18 protein-coding genes are annotated in these 17,186 nt (G+C 47.8%); 8 read left to right on the top strand and 10 right to left on the bottom strand.

Annotation, left to right across the window (positions count from 1 at the left end):
* Positions 1-12: 12 nt before the first annotated feature.
* On the bottom strand, positions 13-348 hold the full coding sequence (locus M988_RS20595; RefSeq protein ID WP_020303920.1) for a YceK/YidQ family lipoprotein: 336 nt from the start codon (positions 346-348) through the stop codon (positions 13-15).
* A gap of 352 nt (positions 349-700) precedes the next feature.
* Here M988_RS20595 and ibpA point away from each other — a divergent pair, with 352 nt between their 5' ends.
* From ibpA to M988_RS20580, 3 genes are all read left to right on the top strand, one after another.
* Positions 701-1,114 carry a small heat shock chaperone IbpA gene (ibpA, locus tag M988_RS20590; protein ID WP_004094024.1) on the top strand — a complete coding sequence of 138 codons (414 nt, stop codon included), beginning with the start codon at positions 701-703 and terminating at the stop codon, positions 1,112-1,114.
* Positions 1,115-1,242: 128 nt separating this feature from the next.
* Positions 1,243-1,713 (top strand): small heat shock chaperone IbpB, encoded by a 471-nt coding sequence (gene ibpB, locus M988_RS20585; RefSeq protein WP_064575538.1) that lies wholly within the window; start codon positions 1,243-1,245, stop codon positions 1,711-1,713.
* A 181-nt stretch (positions 1,714-1,894) separates the two neighbouring features.
* On the top strand, positions 1,895-3,178 hold the full coding sequence (locus M988_RS20580) for a valine--pyruvate transaminase (protein WP_008815738.1): 1,284 nt from the start codon (positions 1,895-1,897) through the stop codon (positions 3,176-3,178).
* A 64-nt stretch (positions 3,179-3,242) separates the two neighbouring features.
* Here M988_RS20580 and M988_RS20575 read toward each other — a convergent pair whose 3' ends face one another.
* The 8 genes from M988_RS20575 to M988_RS20540 form a co-directional block, all read right to left on the bottom strand.
* On the bottom strand, positions 3,243-3,611 hold the full coding sequence (locus M988_RS20575; protein ID WP_008815739.1) for a YibL family ribosome-associated protein: 369 nt from the start codon (positions 3,609-3,611) through the stop codon (positions 3,243-3,245).
* A gap of 115 nt (positions 3,612-3,726) precedes the next feature.
* Positions 3,727-4,281, bottom strand: coding sequence for an MltR family transcriptional regulator (locus M988_RS20570; RefSeq protein ID WP_223283597.1), 555 nt, complete (start codon positions 4,279-4,281; stop codon positions 3,727-3,729).
* Between the two features lie 165 nt (positions 4,282-4,446).
* Positions 4,447-5,604 (bottom strand): mannitol-1-phosphate 5-dehydrogenase, encoded by a 1,158-nt coding sequence (locus M988_RS20565; protein ID WP_008815741.1) that lies wholly within the window; start codon positions 5,602-5,604, stop codon positions 4,447-4,449.
* 119 nt (positions 5,605-5,723) lie between these two features.
* On the bottom strand, positions 5,724-7,709 hold the full coding sequence (locus tag M988_RS20560; protein WP_008815742.1) for a PTS mannitol transporter subunit IICBA: 1,986 nt from the start codon (positions 7,707-7,709) through the stop codon (positions 5,724-5,726).
* Positions 7,710-8,167: 458 nt separating this feature from the next.
* Positions 8,168-8,887 carry a DUF3053 domain-containing protein gene (locus M988_RS20555; RefSeq protein WP_008815743.1) on the bottom strand — a complete coding sequence of 240 codons (720 nt, stop codon included), beginning with the start codon at positions 8,885-8,887 and terminating at the stop codon, positions 8,168-8,170.
* A 147-nt stretch (positions 8,888-9,034) separates the two neighbouring features.
* The gene (gene glyS / locus M988_RS20550) at positions 9,035-11,104 is read right to left on the bottom strand and encodes a glycine--tRNA ligase subunit beta (RefSeq protein ID WP_008815744.1); all 2,070 of its coding nucleotides are present in this window, start codon (positions 11,102-11,104) and stop codon (positions 9,035-9,037) included.
* A 7-nt stretch (positions 11,105-11,111) separates the two neighbouring features.
* Entirely contained in the window at positions 11,112-12,044 is a 933-nt protein-coding gene (gene glyQ / locus M988_RS20545; RefSeq protein ID WP_004094047.1) for a glycine--tRNA ligase subunit alpha, read from the bottom strand.
* A 163-nt stretch (positions 12,045-12,207) separates the two neighbouring features.
* Positions 12,208-12,735, bottom strand: a complete 528-nt coding sequence (locus tag M988_RS20540) for an autotransporter domain-containing protein (RefSeq protein WP_020303922.1) — start codon at positions 12,733-12,735, stop codon at positions 12,208-12,210.
* Between the two features lie 221 nt (positions 12,736-12,956).
* Here M988_RS20540 and M988_RS20535 point away from each other — a divergent pair, with 221 nt between their 5' ends.
* The 4 genes from M988_RS20535 to M988_RS20515 all read left to right on the top strand — a co-directional run bounded on the left by M988_RS20535 (position 12,957) and on the right by M988_RS20515 (position 15,991).
* On the top strand, positions 12,957-13,535 hold the full coding sequence (locus M988_RS20535; RefSeq protein WP_064575536.1) for a DNA-3-methyladenine glycosylase I: 579 nt from the start codon (positions 12,957-12,959) through the stop codon (positions 13,533-13,535).
* Between the two features lie 3 nt (positions 13,536-13,538).
* Positions 13,539-13,991, top strand: coding sequence for an N-acetyltransferase (locus tag M988_RS20530; protein WP_008815747.1), 453 nt, complete (start codon positions 13,539-13,541; stop codon positions 13,989-13,991).
* Between the two features lie 202 nt (positions 13,992-14,193).
* Positions 14,194-14,853: an OmpA family lipoprotein gene (locus M988_RS20520; RefSeq protein WP_004094059.1), complete on the top strand. Its 660-nt coding sequence runs from the start codon at positions 14,194-14,196 to the stop codon at positions 14,851-14,853.
* Positions 14,854-14,971: 118 nt separating this feature from the next.
* Positions 14,972-15,991, top strand: coding sequence for a LacI family DNA-binding transcriptional regulator (locus M988_RS20515; RefSeq protein ID WP_008815748.1), 1,020 nt, complete (start codon positions 14,972-14,974; stop codon positions 15,989-15,991).
* Here the strand turns inward: M988_RS20515 and tusA are convergent, their stop codons facing one another.
* Positions 15,992-16,243 carry a sulfurtransferase TusA gene (gene tusA / locus M988_RS20510; protein WP_004094061.1) on the bottom strand — a complete coding sequence of 84 codons (252 nt, stop codon included), beginning with the start codon at positions 16,241-16,243 and terminating at the stop codon, positions 15,992-15,994.
* Between the two features lie 264 nt (positions 16,244-16,507).
* Between tusA and M988_RS20505 the strand changes: the two genes are divergently transcribed.
* Entirely contained in the window at positions 16,508-17,173 is a 666-nt protein-coding gene (locus M988_RS20505) for a 7-cyano-7-deazaguanine/7-aminomethyl-7-deazaguanine transporter (RefSeq protein WP_008815749.1), read from the top strand.
* Positions 17,174-17,186 lie beyond the last annotated feature (13 nt).

Raw genomic sequence — 17,186 nt, 5'->3', positions numbered from 1 at the left:
ACACCGCTCTAATCAATGTGATGGTGCAATGTTATTGACTCCGGATGCCTGCTCATTGCGTAAAACACGTGCGCGTGGCGACTCATCTTCGGGGTTAGAATCCGACCGATAATAATCGTAAGGCAACAATAGCGTATCAACTACGGCAGATAATGGTAGGTCTAGTGCGAGAAGTGGCGTCATAGCCCAGCCAGTGTCCTCATGTTTGAGCATTTTGACGTCGTTTTTTGCACCCGAATAGTATCCCTGATTCGGTCCAACACGGGTCATGACGCTGGAACAGCCTCCAGCCATCAGCGCGGAGCTGGTAAGCAGAGATATCGTCAAGCATCTAATCCGTTGTTTCATAAATCCATCCCAATAGTGGCCGTGTATACGAAAGCCAAAGTTGTTGTGTTATAGCATCTATGTCGGAAAATCGACAAACCCACCTATTCGCTCTGTGGTTGCTCTCTCATTTCATACAAAAATGTAACAATATTCCAGTTATGCCTTGCCAGTTTATGACCTCTGCTTTAGGGAATCGTGCGTTCTGAAAAAATTTAAATTTCGCGTCTTGAAAAATTATTGACTGACACCATCTTATTAGCAGGCCAATGAGAAATATGCCGTAAGGGTATTTCGGCCGTGATTTAAATATAGTCTGTCCATGATGGAAGGCTATTTTTCCTCGCTGATTTTATTAGGAGGCATATTTTTTATGCGCAATTTCGATCTCGCACCACTTTACCGTTCTGCTATCGGTTTCGATCGCCTGTTTAATTTAATTGAGTCTGGTCAGAACCAGTCTAACGGTGGATATCCTCCATACAACGTTGAGCTCGTTGACGACAATCACTATCGTATTTCTATTGCCGTGGCCGGATTTGCAGAGCATGAACTGGATATCACCGCGCAATCTAATACTCTGATTGTAAAAGGTTCTCATCAGCCATCAGACAAAGAACGCACCTACTTATATCAGGGGATCGCTGAGCGTAATTTTGAGCGCAAATTCCAACTGGCCGAACATATTCAAATTAAAGGTGCCAACTTGGAAAATGGGCTGTTATATATCGATTTAGAGCGCATTGTTCCAGAAACACTGCAGCCGCGTAAAATTGAGATTAAGTAATTTAGTGTAGTCCGTTATATGTAAAGAACAAATAATTTTGCCTGCCTGCGGGGGGCTGAAGGTCGGCTGTTATCATCAAATGAAGCAGCCGAAAATATTATCTCGCTTCTTAGAAGGAGTATATATCTATGCGTAATCACGATCTTTCTCCATTACTTCGTCAGTGGATTGGTTTCGATAAGTTAGCAAATGCGATGCAGAGCAGCTTAGAACCCCAAGGGTTTCCGCCCTACAACATTGAGAAAAGTGACGACAACCACTATCGCATCTCTCTGGCCTTAGCTGGATTTAAGCAGAGTGAGCTGGATATTGAAGTTGAAGGCCCGCGCTTAACCGTGCGTGGCAACCCAGCTCAGTCAGAGAAACCGGTTGAATATTTACATCAGGGGCTGGTGTGCAAAGCCTTCGATCTGACATTCACCTTGGCAGAACATCTGACTGTGGATGGTGCCAAATTTGAAAATGGGCTGCTGAATATTGATCTGGTGCGTAACGTACCTGAAGCCTTGCAGCCTCAGCGCATCGCGATAGGTGGGCATACAACGCCTCCAGCGCTGGAGCAAAGTCAGGCTAGCGATGTAGAAACCAGCAACCAATAATACCGATTGATGTACCCCTCTCTATCTTTTTGGCGCAGGAAACTGCGCCTTTTTTTATTCCGTAGTTTTCATTTTTCCCAGAGTTATCTAAAAACAGGGTAATTTCCCGTGGGTTGTTCACCTAAGGCGTAGCAGGTATGGTGTCGGTTGGCTCCCATAATAATGACCTGCGATTGTTATCATGACTTTTTCTGTATTTGGCGACAAATTTACCCGCTACGCGGGGATTACCCGTCTGATGGACGATCTGAATGATGGCCTGCGTACACCAGGCGCCATTATGCTTGGTGGCGGCAACCCGGCCAAAATCCCTCAGATGACGGATTATTTCACTCAACTTTGTGCGGATATGCTGCGCGAAGGTAAGTTAACCGACGCATTATGTAATTACGATGGCCCACAGGGTAAAGATGCGCTTCTGCAAGCGTTGGCAAAAATGCTGCGCGATGAGTTTGGTTGGCAAATAGAAGCACAAAATATTGCGCTAACAAATGGTAGTCAGAGTGCATTTTTCTACTTATTTAATTTATATGCTGGACGATTTGCTGATGGCTCACGTCGACGTGTGCTATTTCCACTGGCTCCCGAATACATTGGCTATGCAGACGCAGGATTAGACGAAGATCTGTTTGTTTCTGCTAAGCCGACCATCGAACTGCTGCCTGAAGGTCAGTTTAAATATCACGTCGATTTTGAGCACCTTAACATTAGCGACGATGTGGGGCTGATTTGTGTTTCGCGTCCAACGAACCCGACAGGAAACGTTTTAACAGACGAAGAGCTCATTCGTCTTGATGCCATGGCGCAGCAGCGCAATATTCCATTATTGATTGATAACGCCTATGGGTTGCCTTTCCCTGGCATTATATTTTCTGACGTCAATCCGCTGTGGAATCCAAACATTATTCTATGCATGAGCTTGTCCAAACTTGGTCTGCCGGGATCGCGCTGTGGAATTGTTATTGCTGATGAAAAAATAATTAGTGCCATCAGTAACATGAACGGCATTATTAGCCTATCACCTGGCAGTCTCGGTCCAGCCGTTGCGCTCGAAATGATAGAGCGTGGTGACTTACTTCGTTTATCGAATGAGGTGATAAAACCGTTTTATCGCCAACGAGTAGAACAAACTATTGAGGTCTTGCGCCGTTACTTGCCGGAAGAGCGTTGTTTAATTCATAAGCCGGAGGGAGCGATATTCCTATGGTTGTGGTTCGTTGATCTCCCGATAAGTACCGAGATTTTATATCAGCGCCTTAAACAACGCGGGGTTCTGATGGTTCCGGGTCACTATTTCTTCCCAGGACTAGAACACGAATGGCCGCACACGCATCAGTGTATGCGTATGAACTATGTGCCTGAACTTGACCAAATCGAGAAGGGCGTACAGATCTTGGCTGAAGAGGTTGAGCGTGCGCACCGAGAAGACGCGGGGAAGAAGAAACGTTATGTTGGAAAGCGTTAGTTAATCTGTATCAATAAAAAAAGCCCCGCAATTGCGGGGCTTTTTTTAGCCAGAGTCTGATAATTTAGAACTCTTTTTTAGCGTAACCAGTAACGACTTTTAGGCCCATTTCACGGCCTAACGCCGTCATTGGGTGTACAACTTCAATACCACGTACCGCCTTTTTCAAAGACCCCATGTCGGCTTGTTCTTTTTTGGTGATTTCGCGGCTGAATGGCATCTTTAAAAGCTGCTGTGCTTTGGCACTGAAATGGCTGGCTTGAACTGCGCGCAGACGCTCGATCTCAGCGGCCAGCTTTTCCTGCTCGCTGCGATTTTCATCCAGAGCATGCGTGGTTACAGTGTCAATCTCTTGTAACAACAGGCCTGCTTCTTTACGACGCAGGGCATCCAGCTTGTCGCTAAGGCGTTTAATTTCTGCTTTTTCTTTCATGACGTATCTTCCGGTCATCAATACTTTTGGGGATTAGGAGATAGTTTAACAGTTGTAGGCATTAATGTGGGGATTGGCTGAAAAGAAGACGCTCCCAGTCTTGCAAACTGGGAGCTTAAAAGGCTTTTTTATGGCACAAACGAGTCACTAAGTCGGTGATGCTAAGGACTAGCGTAGAACGGACCATCTGCTGATAGCGCTGTTCCTGCATGTTGGCTAATGAGTCATCAACAACCTCTTCTGGCAGATGCAGCGTGGGTTGTGGTGGCAATGTAGTCATGCAGTGCAGCATATTTATCGGGCCAAGGATCTCGTCATCGGTAAAGCTGTAGATCTTATTCTCATGCTTTAATTCATTATTTAGCGCTAATAAAAGCTCAACGTCTTCATATTCATCGCGGCTAATCACGCCCAAGGCATAGATGAGTTTTAGTCGTACCGGTAAATCCGCCAGCGGACCGCTTCCTTCCAACAATGGTTCCACCGCATATTTCACTGCGTAATCATCTTTCCGAAAGGCTTGGATAATCAGCAGGTCAACCGCCTCAGCCAGTAATCCGACCGTAGCCTGAATGAACCCTGAGACCGTTTGACGAGCATTGAGCCTTTCTAGAATTCGATTCTCAAAAGCCTGATTTTTATAAAGGTCAGCTTCTTCTATTGTTGCCATAATCGATGCTTCACGTTCCGATAACCGCGGGTTTTCTGGTGCCTCGGTTTTTGGAAGGTGCTCTTTTATTTCTGGTTGCGCAGTAGTGCGCATTCGATTCAATTTCATTATACCCTTCTCATTTGGAGCTGCCGCTTCGCTGCAACTCCAATCCTATGGGTTACATCATGCTTGACGTTGCATGGCGTTATACACATTCGCGATCTGCGCGACAAGCTCTGGCTGATCTTCTAGGCCACAAACCTGCTTCACGGTGTGAGTGATGCCTTTCTCATTAAGCAAATATGCCATTTCTTGAGCCTGTGGGTCTTGGTGGCTGCGATAGCTTAATGCCGCCGCAATGCCCATAAGCAGATTGTTGTTTGGCAAACCATACTCCAGCGTTCCTCGCAGTGGTTTGATTAAACGGTCGTTTTCACTCAGTTTACGCAATGGCTGACGTCCCACGCGTTCCACATCGTCATGTAGATAAGGGTTCTCAAAGCGCCCTAAAATCTTTTCGATATAAGCGGAATGCTGTTCTGGGTCAAAGCTGTAGCGTTTAATAAGTACCGCACCACTTTCTTCCATTGCCCCTTTAACAACATCGCGAATAGCCGGATCCAAAATGGCTTCACGAATGGTTTGATAGCCAGCCAGTTGGCCGAGATAGGCGGTGATAGCATGGCCCGTGTTGAGTGTGAAAAGTTTACGCTCAACATAGGCCATAAGATTCGCTGTGGACTCCATTCCTGCAATTTGCGGTAGCTGCCCTTTGAATTGGGTGCTATCGACAATCCATTCGCTGAAGGTTTCAACGGTTACTTCCAATGGATCGTCGTTAGCTGCGGCGCTAGGGGGAACAATGCGATCTACGGCAGAATCCACAAAGCCGATGTGTTCTTCTACCCAAGCATGGAGTTCAGCAGGGATTGCCAGTAAGACGTGCTGTTTAAGCTGGCTGGTACCACGCACCATATTTTCGCAGGCGATAATATTCATTGGCTGATGGTTACCGCTGTTGTAACGGACAATCAAGCCTTGAGCTAGCGTATTGGCGATTTTGCTGAGCACCTGTGGGCCAACCGCAGTGGTGATAATGTCTGCTTGAGCAATCTGCTGAATGGCATCTGGGCTATTACTATGAATGGCGCTGACGCGGTTTACTTGCTCAACGCGCGCATTTTCGCCGACGACATTGACCTGATAACTTTGTTGATGCGCAAGCTGATCGACCAAAGGCTGGTTGACGTCGGCAAATGTTAACTCTGCCTGAGCATCGGCTAAAAGTTTACCGATAAAGCCACGACCAATATTACCTGCACCAAAATGAATCGCTTTCATGATGTTAACCTCGAGAGAATCTATCCGTAAAAAGGGGGCCGGGGGAGGCCCCAAGAACGACACCGACAGCGAAGGCACTTTAGGCCGCTGGCTGCGGTGAACGGTGTCGTGTCATCGCCTTAAGCCGCTTGCTCTCCAGATAGGAGATCTAGGATTTCCTGTACGCTGGTGGTTTGCGCCAGTTTTTCTATGACGCCTTCGTCGTCCAGTGCGTTGGTTAAGCGGGCTATAACCTGAATATGCTCGTTGTTGCGGGCGGCAATGCCGATGACCAGCCGAGCCACGTCATCCGGCTCATCACCGAATCGTACGCCCTGTGGGTATTGGCAAATGACAATCCCGGTGCGGAGCACGCGGTCTTTGGCTTCTACGGTGCCGTGTGGGACGGCAATAGATTCTCCTAGATAGGTTGTGGTTAGCGCTTCTCGTGCCAGCATGGCGTCAATGTAATCAGGTTCGACATAGCCACCGGATACCAGCATTTCACCCGCAAAACGAATAGCTTGTTCTTTATTCTCTGCGGTTAAGTTAAGGAAGATGTTATCTGCGCTAAGCTTGAACAGGTTTTCTTCGCGCTCGATTGACTCGAAAGAATCATCGTTGGCTGCAATAATTGTTTGGTTAATAAGGCGATTATCATTGGCTGCATGCGGTAGCTTTGCGGCCAACAAACGGGTGGTTAAATCAGTATACAATCCGCTATCCAGGAAATTGCTCAGTGAAATGTGCATAGCCTGCGGAGCATGACGCATTGCTCGTTCGGTTAAATCCTGATGGGTGATCACCAGATCCACATCGTCTGGCAGGCTATTGATCGCACAGTTAGCGACCGAAATATGATTCAGGCCAGCATCTTTCACCTTTTTGCGCAGAACGCCTGCACCCATCGCGCTAGACCCCATACCAGCATCACAGGCAACGATGATTTTACGCACATGATGCAGATCTTTAGATAAGTCTAGCGTTACGGCCTGCATTACGGGCTGAGGCTGGGTACCAGAAATCTTGCCACCTGATTTAGACTGCTGTTTCATGCCCTGCATACGACGAGTAGCTTCAGCCAAGCCATTGCTCTCTTCATCGCCTACGCGAGCACGTTTAAGCAGCATGGCAGAAGTAAGGAATGACACCAGAGTGGAGGCTAGAATCGACAATATAACGCCAACCAGTGAAGACTTTGGTGTCATTAGCAATACGGCAAAGATAGACCCTGGAGAAGCGGGAGATACCAAGCCAGCATTAAACAGGGTCAGGGTGAAGACGCCGGTCATACCGCCCAAAATGACGGCCAAAATGAGGCGTGGGTTCATCAATACATATGGGAAATAAATTTCGTGAATGCCGCCGAAGAAATGGATTATCGCGGCACCACCGGCAGACTGTTTCGCACTGCCTTTACCGAAGAACATATAGGCTAGCAGGACGCCCAGACCCGGACCTGGGTTCGCTTCGATTAGGAAGAAGATGGATTTGCCAGTTTCTGTTGCTTGCTGAATGCCCAACGGTGAGAAGATGCCGTGGTTAATCGCATTATTCAAGAACAGTATTTTGGCGGGTTCGACAAAGATTGAGGTTAACGGTAGCAAGTTATTTTGCACCATAATGTTAACGCCCGCCGCCAATATCTTAGACAGCGACTCAACCAGTGGCCCAATGGCCATAAATGCCAATATGGCAAGCAGCATACCGATAATGCCTGCGGAGAAGTTATTCACCAGCATTTCGAAACCGCTTTTGATTTTACCGTCGACCCAACGGTCAAAATGCTTGATTGCCCAGCCGCCTAGTGGACCTGCAATCATGGCTCCCATGAACATTGGCATATCTGCACCGACGATCACGCCCATCGTGGTGATAGCTCCCACTACGCCGCCGCGCTCACCACCGATGAGGCGACCACCGGTATAACCGATTAACAGTGGTAGCAGATAGGTGATCATTGGGCCAACCAATTTGGCTAGCGTTTCATTGGGTAACCAGCCCGTGGGAATAAATAGTGCGGTAATCAAACCCCATGCGATGAATGCGCCAATGTTGGGCATTACCATATTGCTGAGGAAGCGGCCAAAATTCTGTACCTTGACCTTGATATCTGGTGATAACATAAAACACCCCTCGTGGTGCGCGCTAAGATGTTGCGCGTCGTAATAGTTGTGGTGGTTTCGCCAAAAACCGTCCTGTCGTTCTGTATGCAAAATCGACTCTATCACGCCGTTTTCATCTCGCGTACCCCGTGGGGTATTTGTGATCCTGATCTCATTCCATCCCCCTCTTAAGGGGTGTTTTGAGTGATTCAGATCACATAAATAGGCTGAAAGTCTCCTACAAAGTTAAAATAATGTCCTCGCTGGCCTCATTTATGTGATGAAAATCACCTTTATTGTTAGCATCTTTGTTTTTAAATTGTGACTCTCTTCACAAGATACTTTTACATCTCCCCCGTCTAACCTCATTTATTTATTCACCTCCGCTCTTTGCGTCATAAAATTACATCCGTGAATGTTTAGGCGTAAAAAAGCCCCGCAAGGTTTCCCTGGCAGGGCGGGTATAACGTTAGACTCTATTAGTTTTGAAAAATAGCCGCGTTGCGGTTTTTCGCATTTAACAGTTCTTGATGTTTGGCTGCAATTGAGGTCATGAGCTGATTGTACTGATCGACCTGCTGTTGGGTTTGCAACTGGATGCTTTGGTTATCAAAGCGAGCCTGAGTCCCAATGCTTTGCAGGAAATCACCCACTTGAATCAAGTCTTGTGACAGGCTAGCGGCCATTGGGATAATAGGCATAACGGCATTCGCTGGGTCGGTAACGACTTTCGCAAAGGCTTGGTCATAAATCGCTTTTACATCATCAGGCTGTTTGAGTGCAGCACGCGCAGTGTCTGCGGTTGATTTCGCACTTTGAATCTGCTGACCGAGCAGATTTAGAGCCCCGGACTCCTGTCGTAGATCGTCACGTTTTAGCAGATAGTCCTGAGGAACACGTATCTGATCGATAGTGGTAAACAGCGGATTAAGGCTGCTATCCATCGAACGACTGAAATTCTGTGAAAAGGTCACCAAAATCGCGTAATCGCTGACATAATTGCCGAGTTTCTGCTTTTGGTCTTCGCTCAGCGTCGGCACAGTAATGCTACCGCGCATGACGGTATTTTGCAGATAGTCGATGAAAGCTTTACGTTGTTCTTTATCGTTGTCGCCACAGCCAGCCAGTTGGAACGCCATAATGACGGCGAAAATTGGCATCAACCAACGCTGTGCCTGTTTAGTTACTGCAAGTGACATGTAATTACTCCTGTAACCACGCGAAAAATGGGTCAATATCATTCGGTTGAAATTCTACTCATCAAGTTAGTTTAACCTGATAATTTAGGGATAACAGCCAGAATGTAAAAAACCCGCCGAAAGGCGGGCTTTATTTTACGTTCAGGTTTACTGCAGAACAGAGATATCAGCAACCTGTAGGAACAAATCACGTAGCTTGCTCAGCAATGTCAGGCGGTTGATACGCACTTGCTCATCTTCAGCCATCACCATAACCTGCTCGAAGAAATCATCAACAGGTTCGCGCAAAGCAGCCAGTTCAGACAGTGCTTCTTGATAACGCCCTTCGGCAAACAGTGGCTCTAATTTGTCACGTAGAACAACCAGATGCGTTGCCAGTTTGATTTCTGCTGCTTCTTTTAATACAGATGCATGAACGCGATCGGCCAGCACTTCGGTCGATTTCGCCAGAATGTTGGAAACACGTTTGTTGGCAGCAGCTAATGCCGCGGCTTCAGGTAATGTACGGAAGTGAGAAACTGCCTTCATGCGAGCATCAAAGTCAGCGGGCTTGGTTGGACGACGAGCCAAGACAGCCTGAATAGTATCTACGCTATGACCTTCTTCCTGATACCACGCACGGAAACGTCCCAGCATGAAATCAACCACGTCATCAACGACGTTAGCGTTGGTCAGCTTCTGACCATAGAGGCGAGCAGCTTCTTCGGTCAGCGTGACCAAATCCAGCGGTAGCTTCTTCTCAACGATAATACGCAGAACGCCCAGTGCCGCACGACGCAGAGCAAATGGGTCTTTATCACCCTTTGGATGTTGGCCAATGCCGAAAATACCAGCAAGAGTATCCATTTTGTCAGCGATCGCGACAGAACATGCCACCAGAGATTCTGGTAGTGCATCACCCGCAAAGCGTGGTTGATACTGTTCGTTTAGCGCAACGGCAACCTCTTCGTTTTCACCGTCGTGGCGGGCGTAGTGCATACCCATGACACCCTGAGTATCTGTGAACTCGAAGACCATGTTAGTCATCAAATCACACTTGGATAGCAGGCCTGCGCGGGTTGCCAGATTCACATCGGCACCGATTTGCTCTGCAATCCAACCAGACAACGCTTCAATACGATTAGTTTTATCGCGAAGCGTTCCCAGTTGTTGCTGGAACAATACGGTTTCTAGACGGGGTAGATTATCTTCCAGACGTTGCTTACGGTCAGTCTTAAAGAAGAACTCAGCATCGGCTAAACGTGGGCGCACAACTTTCTCATTACCAGAGATTATCTGCTGTGGATCTTTAGATTCGATGTTAGTGACGAAGATAAAGTTTGGCAGCAATTTGCCTGCGGCGTCATACACTGGGAAGTACTTTTGGTCACCTTTCATGGTGTAAACCAGCGCTTCGGCAGGTACCGCAAGGAATTTCTCTTCAAACTTAGCCGTCAACACCACTGGCCATTCAACCAGAGAGGTCACTTCTTCCAACAGGCTTTCGCTCATATCAGCGATGCCGCCGATTTTCTGTGCAGCCTGTTCTGAATCACGTTTGATAATTGCTTTACGGGTTTCGTAATCAGCAATGACTTTTCCGCGTTCCATCAGGATTTGCGGGTATTGATCGGCGTTGTCGATGGTGAACTGCGGTTCACCCATGAAACGATGACCACGGATCACGCGATCTGACGGTATACCAAGAATAGTAGCAGGGATAACTTCACTGCCCAGCAGCAGCGTGACGGTATGAACCGGACGCACGAACTGAGTGTCGTTATTACCCCAGCGCATCAGTTTTGGAATTGGCAGTTTGCCTAACGCATTAGTGACCAGCGTAGGCAGCAGTTGCTGCGCGCTCTGGCCTTTTTGATGAGCTCGGAACAGCAGCCACTCACCTTTGTCAGATGTCAGACGTTCGGCCTGATCGACAGTGATGCCGCAACCACGAGCCCAACCTTCTGCGGCTTTAGTCGGTTTGCCTTCGGCATCAAATGCCTGCGCAATAGCCGGGCCGCGCTTTTCAATTTCGCGATCGGGCTGAGATTCATGTAGCGCAGCAACTTTCAGCGCTAGACGGCGTGGGGCCGCGTACCAAGTGACTTCGCCATGAGCGAGGTCTGCGTTATCAAGTTCAGCGGTAAAATTAGCTGCAAAAGATTCTGCCAGAGAGCGTAGCGCTTTCGGTGGCAGCTCTTCGGTGCCGATTTCCACCAGAAAAGTTTGTTGGGTCATGGCTGCCTCAAATATTCTCTAATTTAGAATCGTCGCTTTTTTTACACATTGGGAAGCCTAGCGCCTCACGAGAGGCATAGTAGGCTTCAGCGACCGCTTTGGTCAGGGTACGGATTCGCAGAATGTAGCGCTGACGCTCGGTGACGGAAATCGCCTTGCGGGCGTCCAGCAAGTTAAAGCTGTGTGCGGCCTTCAGAATGCGTTCATACGCTGGCAGAGGCAGAGGTTTTTCCAACTCCAACAACATTTTTGCTTCTTTCTCATACTGCTCGAAGCAGGAGAACAGGAAATCGACATCGGCGTATTCAAAGTTATAAGTGGATTGTTCCACTTCGTTTTGATGGAACACGTCGCCGTAGGTGGTTTTGCCCAGTGGGCCGTCGCTCCAGACCAAGTCGTAGACGCTGTCTACGCCCTGAATGTACATCGCTAAGCGCTCCAGACCATAGGTGATTTCACCGGTAACTGGCTTACACTCTAGGCCGCCAACCTGCTGGAAGTAAGTAAACTGGGTCACTTCCATCCCGTTGAGCCACACTTCCCAGCCCAAACCCCATGCGCCCAGCGTTGGGTTTTCCCAGTTATCTTCAACGAAGCGAATATCATTCACCAATGGATCCAAGCCGAGTTCTTTCAGTGAACCCAGATAGAGCTCCTGAATATTTTCTGGCGATGGCTTAATCACGACTTGGAACTGGTAGTAATGCTGTAAGCGGTTAGGGTTTTCGCCATAGCGTCCATCGGTTGGACGGCGTGAAGGTTGCACATAGGCAGTTGCCATCGGCTCTGGGCCGAGTGCGCGCAGGCAGGTCATTGGGTGTGAGGTGCCAGCGCCAACTTCCATGTCCAGTGGTTGAACAATGGTGCAGCCTTGGCGCGCCCAATAGTCCTGCAGAGTCAGGATCAGCCCCTGAAAGGTCTTGGTATCAAACTTTTGCATATTGGATGAGTTCGCGCGATACAAGTGGATTTATATAGAATGTTGCAGTATACCGCCTGAACGTAAGATATACAGCCCGAATCCCGTCTCAAAGCGAGGGATTTTGTGTCTATTTTGCCATAAAGCTGGGTAAAACTCGGGAACATTCGGCGTAAAAGGCTGGCTAAAAGTTTGCGCTGACGCCGATGTTGTACATAAATTGTTCATTGTTGTTAAGTCTATTGGTTTGCGATAGCTCGGCAAATGCCGCCATATTTCCACTCAAAGGAATATTGGCTCCAACGGTCACATCGATCCAGTGGGCTTCCTGATTAGGGATATCGCGGCTGAATAAACTCTGTGGTGCGCTAAATTCGCCTGCCGGCTTGTAGGATTCATTGCTGGATAAACGCTGGTAGCTGATTTCAGCGTATGGGGTGAATAATTCGAGGTTTGAATCCAACCGCCAACCCAGTGTGCCAACCTGTTGTTGTGTGGTCGGGTTCAACGCCGCTGAGGCTAATGAATTGCTTCCCACCCAATGCGTTGAGAATCCCGGTTCTATCGAGGTTGATGCGCGATCGATGGGCACAATATCACCCACGATTTCATCGTCGTGATTAAAAAAGATATCTTTTAAATCATAAGATAAAGCTGGTGACGAGAGCAAAATGCTGCCCATCAAAAATACGATAACCAGAGGTTTAATCATTGATGCCACTCCATCAAAAGGGAGGCGTTTTCATTGTTATTTTTAGGTTGCTGCACTCTTAACTATTTGACGTGGTTGTCGTGGCGTCAAGGTCGGTTGAAATAAAAACTTTATGCTGTAAAAAGCATGATAGTAATACCCGATATCATCAGCGTTTTAATCTGTTGGCATAAGGATGAAGCCTGACAATTAGCCTGTTTTTTCACGTAAGGATTAAGATTATGAGCCAGACGTTTGAAGATCAAAAAATTCGCTGTGGTTGGGTTTCTGCAGACCCTTTATACATCAGCTATCACGACGAGGAGTGGGGGCAGCCAGTATACGAAGATGCGCATCTTTTTGAGTTATTGTGCTTAGAAGGGCAACAGGCAGGGTTATCGTGGATAACCGTGTTGAAGAAGCGTGAAAACTATCGTCGAGCATTTCATTATTTTGATCCACGTAAAGTTGCGGCCATGACGGATGCCGATATAGACGCGTTGATGCAGGATGCAGGACTTATCCGTCACCGTTTGAAGCTAGACGCCATTGTCGTTAACGCACGTGTCTATATGAAAATGCTGCAGGAAGGAGAGAGCTTCTCTCAGTTCCTATGGTCGTTTACCGATGGAAAGCCCGTGCTGAATCGCCCTGATACGTTAGCGAATGTTCCGGCAAAAACCGAAGTCTCAGATTTGATGTCGAAAGCGTTGAAGAAAAAGGGATTTAAATTCATAGGATCAACGATTTGCTACGCCTTTATGCAGGCAAGCGGCATGGTGAACGATCATGTGAAAACCTGCTTCTGTGGGAAATGTTAAGTCATGATCCGCCCAGCAATACAACAAGATATGGACGCCATAATGGCGTTGTGGCTGGTGAGCACGACCGAAGCGCATCCGTTTATTTCTTCCCACTATTGGCGCGAAAGTGAAGCCGTAGTGCGCGATACCTATTTACCTCATGCTTTGACGTGGGTGGCTGAGAACGATGGTGAAATCGTTGGTTTTATCAGCGTACTTGAGATGCAATTTATTGGCGCTCTGTTTGTGGATAAACGTTTTCACGGTAAGGGGATTGGCCCACTGCTAATGCAGCATGTGAAAATGATTTTCCCGCAGCTAATGCTAGAGGTGTATACCGAGAACCAGCGTGCGCTACGTTTTTATCGTCACGAAGGTTTTGAGATACAAGATACCCAATTGAATGAAGATACCCAGCATATGACCGCGATTATGTTGTGGGAGAAAAGGCCAGGTGCTTGGTTGGAAGATTAAGCAAAATTTAGGTTATTAATGCGTTTCGGCCAATTTTTCGGAATTGTAGCCATTATTTTTTAACGATAATTTGCTGAAATGCCTTCCCCGCGGATCTTTGTCGTCCGTGATTTTTAAGTCTTGATTTTGGGTTGGCGTATTACCAGCCTTTTTACAGCAAATGATTTGAGCGATTAGGCTCTGTGCAAGATGAGGTTCCATAATGAGTAAAAGCCGTTTATGCATTGCTGGCGCAGTATGTGCAGCGTTGTTGCTGTCTGGTTGTACAACGAACCCATATACCGGCGAGTCTGAAGCGGGTAAGGCTGGCGTTGGTGCTGGGTTAGGTGCGTTAGTTGGTGCGGGCGTTGGCGTACTGTCCTCTTCTAAGCACGATCGTGGTAAAGGTGCGTTGATCGGTGCTGCCGCTGGTGCTGCATTAGGGGGTGGTGCGGGTTACTACATGGATGTTCAGGAGTCTAAACTGCGTGACAAAATGCGTGGTACGGGCGTAAGCGTGACGCGCCAAGGCGACAATATTATTCTGAACATGCCAAATAATGTGACGTTCGACTCAAGCAGCAGTACTTTGAAACCTGCGGGCGCGAATACGCTGACCGGCGTGGCCATGGTACTTAAGGAATATCCTAAGACGGCGGTTAACGTGGTGGGTTACACCGATAGCACCGGCAGTCAGGATCTGAATATGCGTTTGTCTCAGCAGCGCGCAGATAGCGTTGCAAGCGCGCTGATTGTTCAGGGCGTCGAAGCTAGCCGTGTTCGTACTCAGGGCATGGGGCCTGCAAATCCAATTGCCTCCAACAGCACGGCGGAAGGCAAAGCTCAGAACCGTCGCGTAGAGATTACGCTGAGCCCGATGTAATTCCCTTTCTTTAAGCCTCCCCCGTTTATAGGGGAGGCTATTTCGCAAACCTTATCTCATCAGTTCCCCTGTGGTTATGCTAAATTTGCGTATTCGTTGAATATGTGAGGAGCATATCGTGAGCAGTCAGGGATCCCGAGCCACCATTAGTGATGTCGCCAAGGCCGCTAAAACCGGTAAAACCAGCGTTTCACGCTACCTTAATGGTGAACAGCACCTGCTATCAGACGATCTCAAAAAGCGAATCGAGCAAGCTATTCAACGGCTTAATTATCGTCCTAGTCAAATGGCGCGCAGTCTGAAAGGTGGGCAAACAAGGCTCATCGGCATGATCATTGCTGATATCACCAATCCTTACTCCGTAGACGTTTTGCGCGGTGTTGAAGAGGCCTGCCGCGTGCAAGGTTTCACGCTTCTGGTGTGTAATACCAACAACGAAATTAATCAGGAACAGCATTATCTTGAGCTTTTAAGCAGTTATCGCGTTGAAGGTCTTGTGGTGAATGCAGTAGGTATGCGTGAGGAAGCGCTGTCTAAACTGCAACAATCTTTATTGCCAATGGTGCTTATCGACCGCAAAATTCCGGATTTCTCTTGCGATATGGTGGGATTAGATAACCACCGTGCAGCCACAGAAGCCACACAGCATTTGCTAGAGCAAGGGTTTGAAGCCGTTATGTTCTTAAGCGAGCCCCTTGGCCTAGTGAATACGCGTCTTGAGCGTTTACACGCTTTTCAAAAGGCAATGCAGGAACATCCAGAATTGACGGCTTGTCATGCCGAAGTCGTGCTCAATAAAGGCGAGTTGCTGGATCAAACGTTAACTCAGTTTTGTCACCAGCACCGCGGTATGCGCAAGGCCATCATGTCTGCGAACGGAGCGCTTACTTTACAGGTTGCCCGTTCCCTACGGCGTCTAGGTCTGAACTGGGGAAGTGATATCGGATTACTTGGCTTTGATGAGTTGGAATGGGCAGAGTTGGCTGGCGTTGGGATAACAACGCTTAAGCAGCCGACCTATCAGATCGGCTATGCTGCGTTAGAACTTTTGGTGAAGCGTATTCAAGGTGATGGTCAGCCTACCGTGGAGCAAAAGTATCCGGGTGAACTGATTGTACGTGGTTCAACATCACGCTAATCAGGAAGCGGAACCTTTACGCACCAGATAGCGATAGGGCGTTTGCTCAGTTTCTTGCGCAATCAATTGGTGATCCATAAAGCGGCAAAATCCCGGAATATCACGGGTGGTTGCTGGGTCATCTGCGATAATCAGCAGCGTTTGACCATCATCCATATGGCGCACAGTTTTACGCACCATCATTACAGGCTCAGGGCAACGAAGCCCAAGAGCATCCAGCGTTTTATCCGGATTAGCGAAAAGATCGGTCATGGTCGTTCTCTAAAGGCCGCGTTGTTAAACGATGAGCGCTACTCAATGTTAAAGATGCGCAATCGTATTAATAAAGGGCTGCGGCGTCGTGAAGTTTAAAACAGCCCTAGTTTACCTGTTGCGAAATAGTCTGCAATAGACGTGAACGTTTGCGTTAAAATTAACCATTGCGCATGAAAATTATCGCGGTATCATGCCTGCCGCATCTCGTATGCACTTATTTTTCTTGGGTTCCCTCACCCCAATCTCCAAAAAGGCTAAAATATGTTTGATTTTACTCCGCAACAGCGGATGAAAGCCCTTTGTTGGCTTTCGGTGTTTCATGTTCTGATCATTACTTCCAGTAACTATCTGGTGCAACTGCCGATCTCAATTTTCGGCTTCCACACCACGTGGGGCGCATTCACATTCCCGTTTATTTTCCTTGCGACTGACTTAACCGTCCGTGTATTTGGTGCGCCTTTGGCTCGCCGAATTATTCTGGCGGTGATGGCTCCTGCATTGCTGATTTCTTACTGCATATCGGCACTATTTTTCCAAGGAGAGTGGCAAGGTTTTGCTGCGCTGAGCTCATTTAATGTGATGGTTGCGCGTATCGCTGTTGCTAGCTTTATGGCCTATGTGCTGGGGCAAATTCTTGATGTGCACGTATTTAACCGTCTACGTCAGCGCAGTGCATGGTGGGTTGCACCAACGGCATCGACGCTATTTGGCAATATTAGTGACACGCTGGCGTTCTTCTTTATTGCTTTTTATCACAGTACCGATCCGTTCATGGCGGCCAATTGGGTAGAAATTGCATTGGTGGATTACACATTTAAACTGCTGATCAGTTTAGTTTTCTTCTTGCCAATGTACGGTGTGATGCTCAACGTGGTACTGAAATATTTGTCTACGCATCGTTCTGAACCGCAACCACAGTTAAATTAATACCTTCTTACGA

It is taken from the genome of Hafnia paralvei ATCC 29927 (assembly GCF_001655005.1).
In the GTDB taxonomy this organism is placed as follows: domain Bacteria; phylum Pseudomonadota; class Gammaproteobacteria; order Enterobacterales; family Enterobacteriaceae; genus Hafnia; species Hafnia paralvei.
The sequence above is the reverse complement of the archived record's forward strand: the minus strand, read 5'-3'. Positions and strand labels throughout refer to the sequence as shown.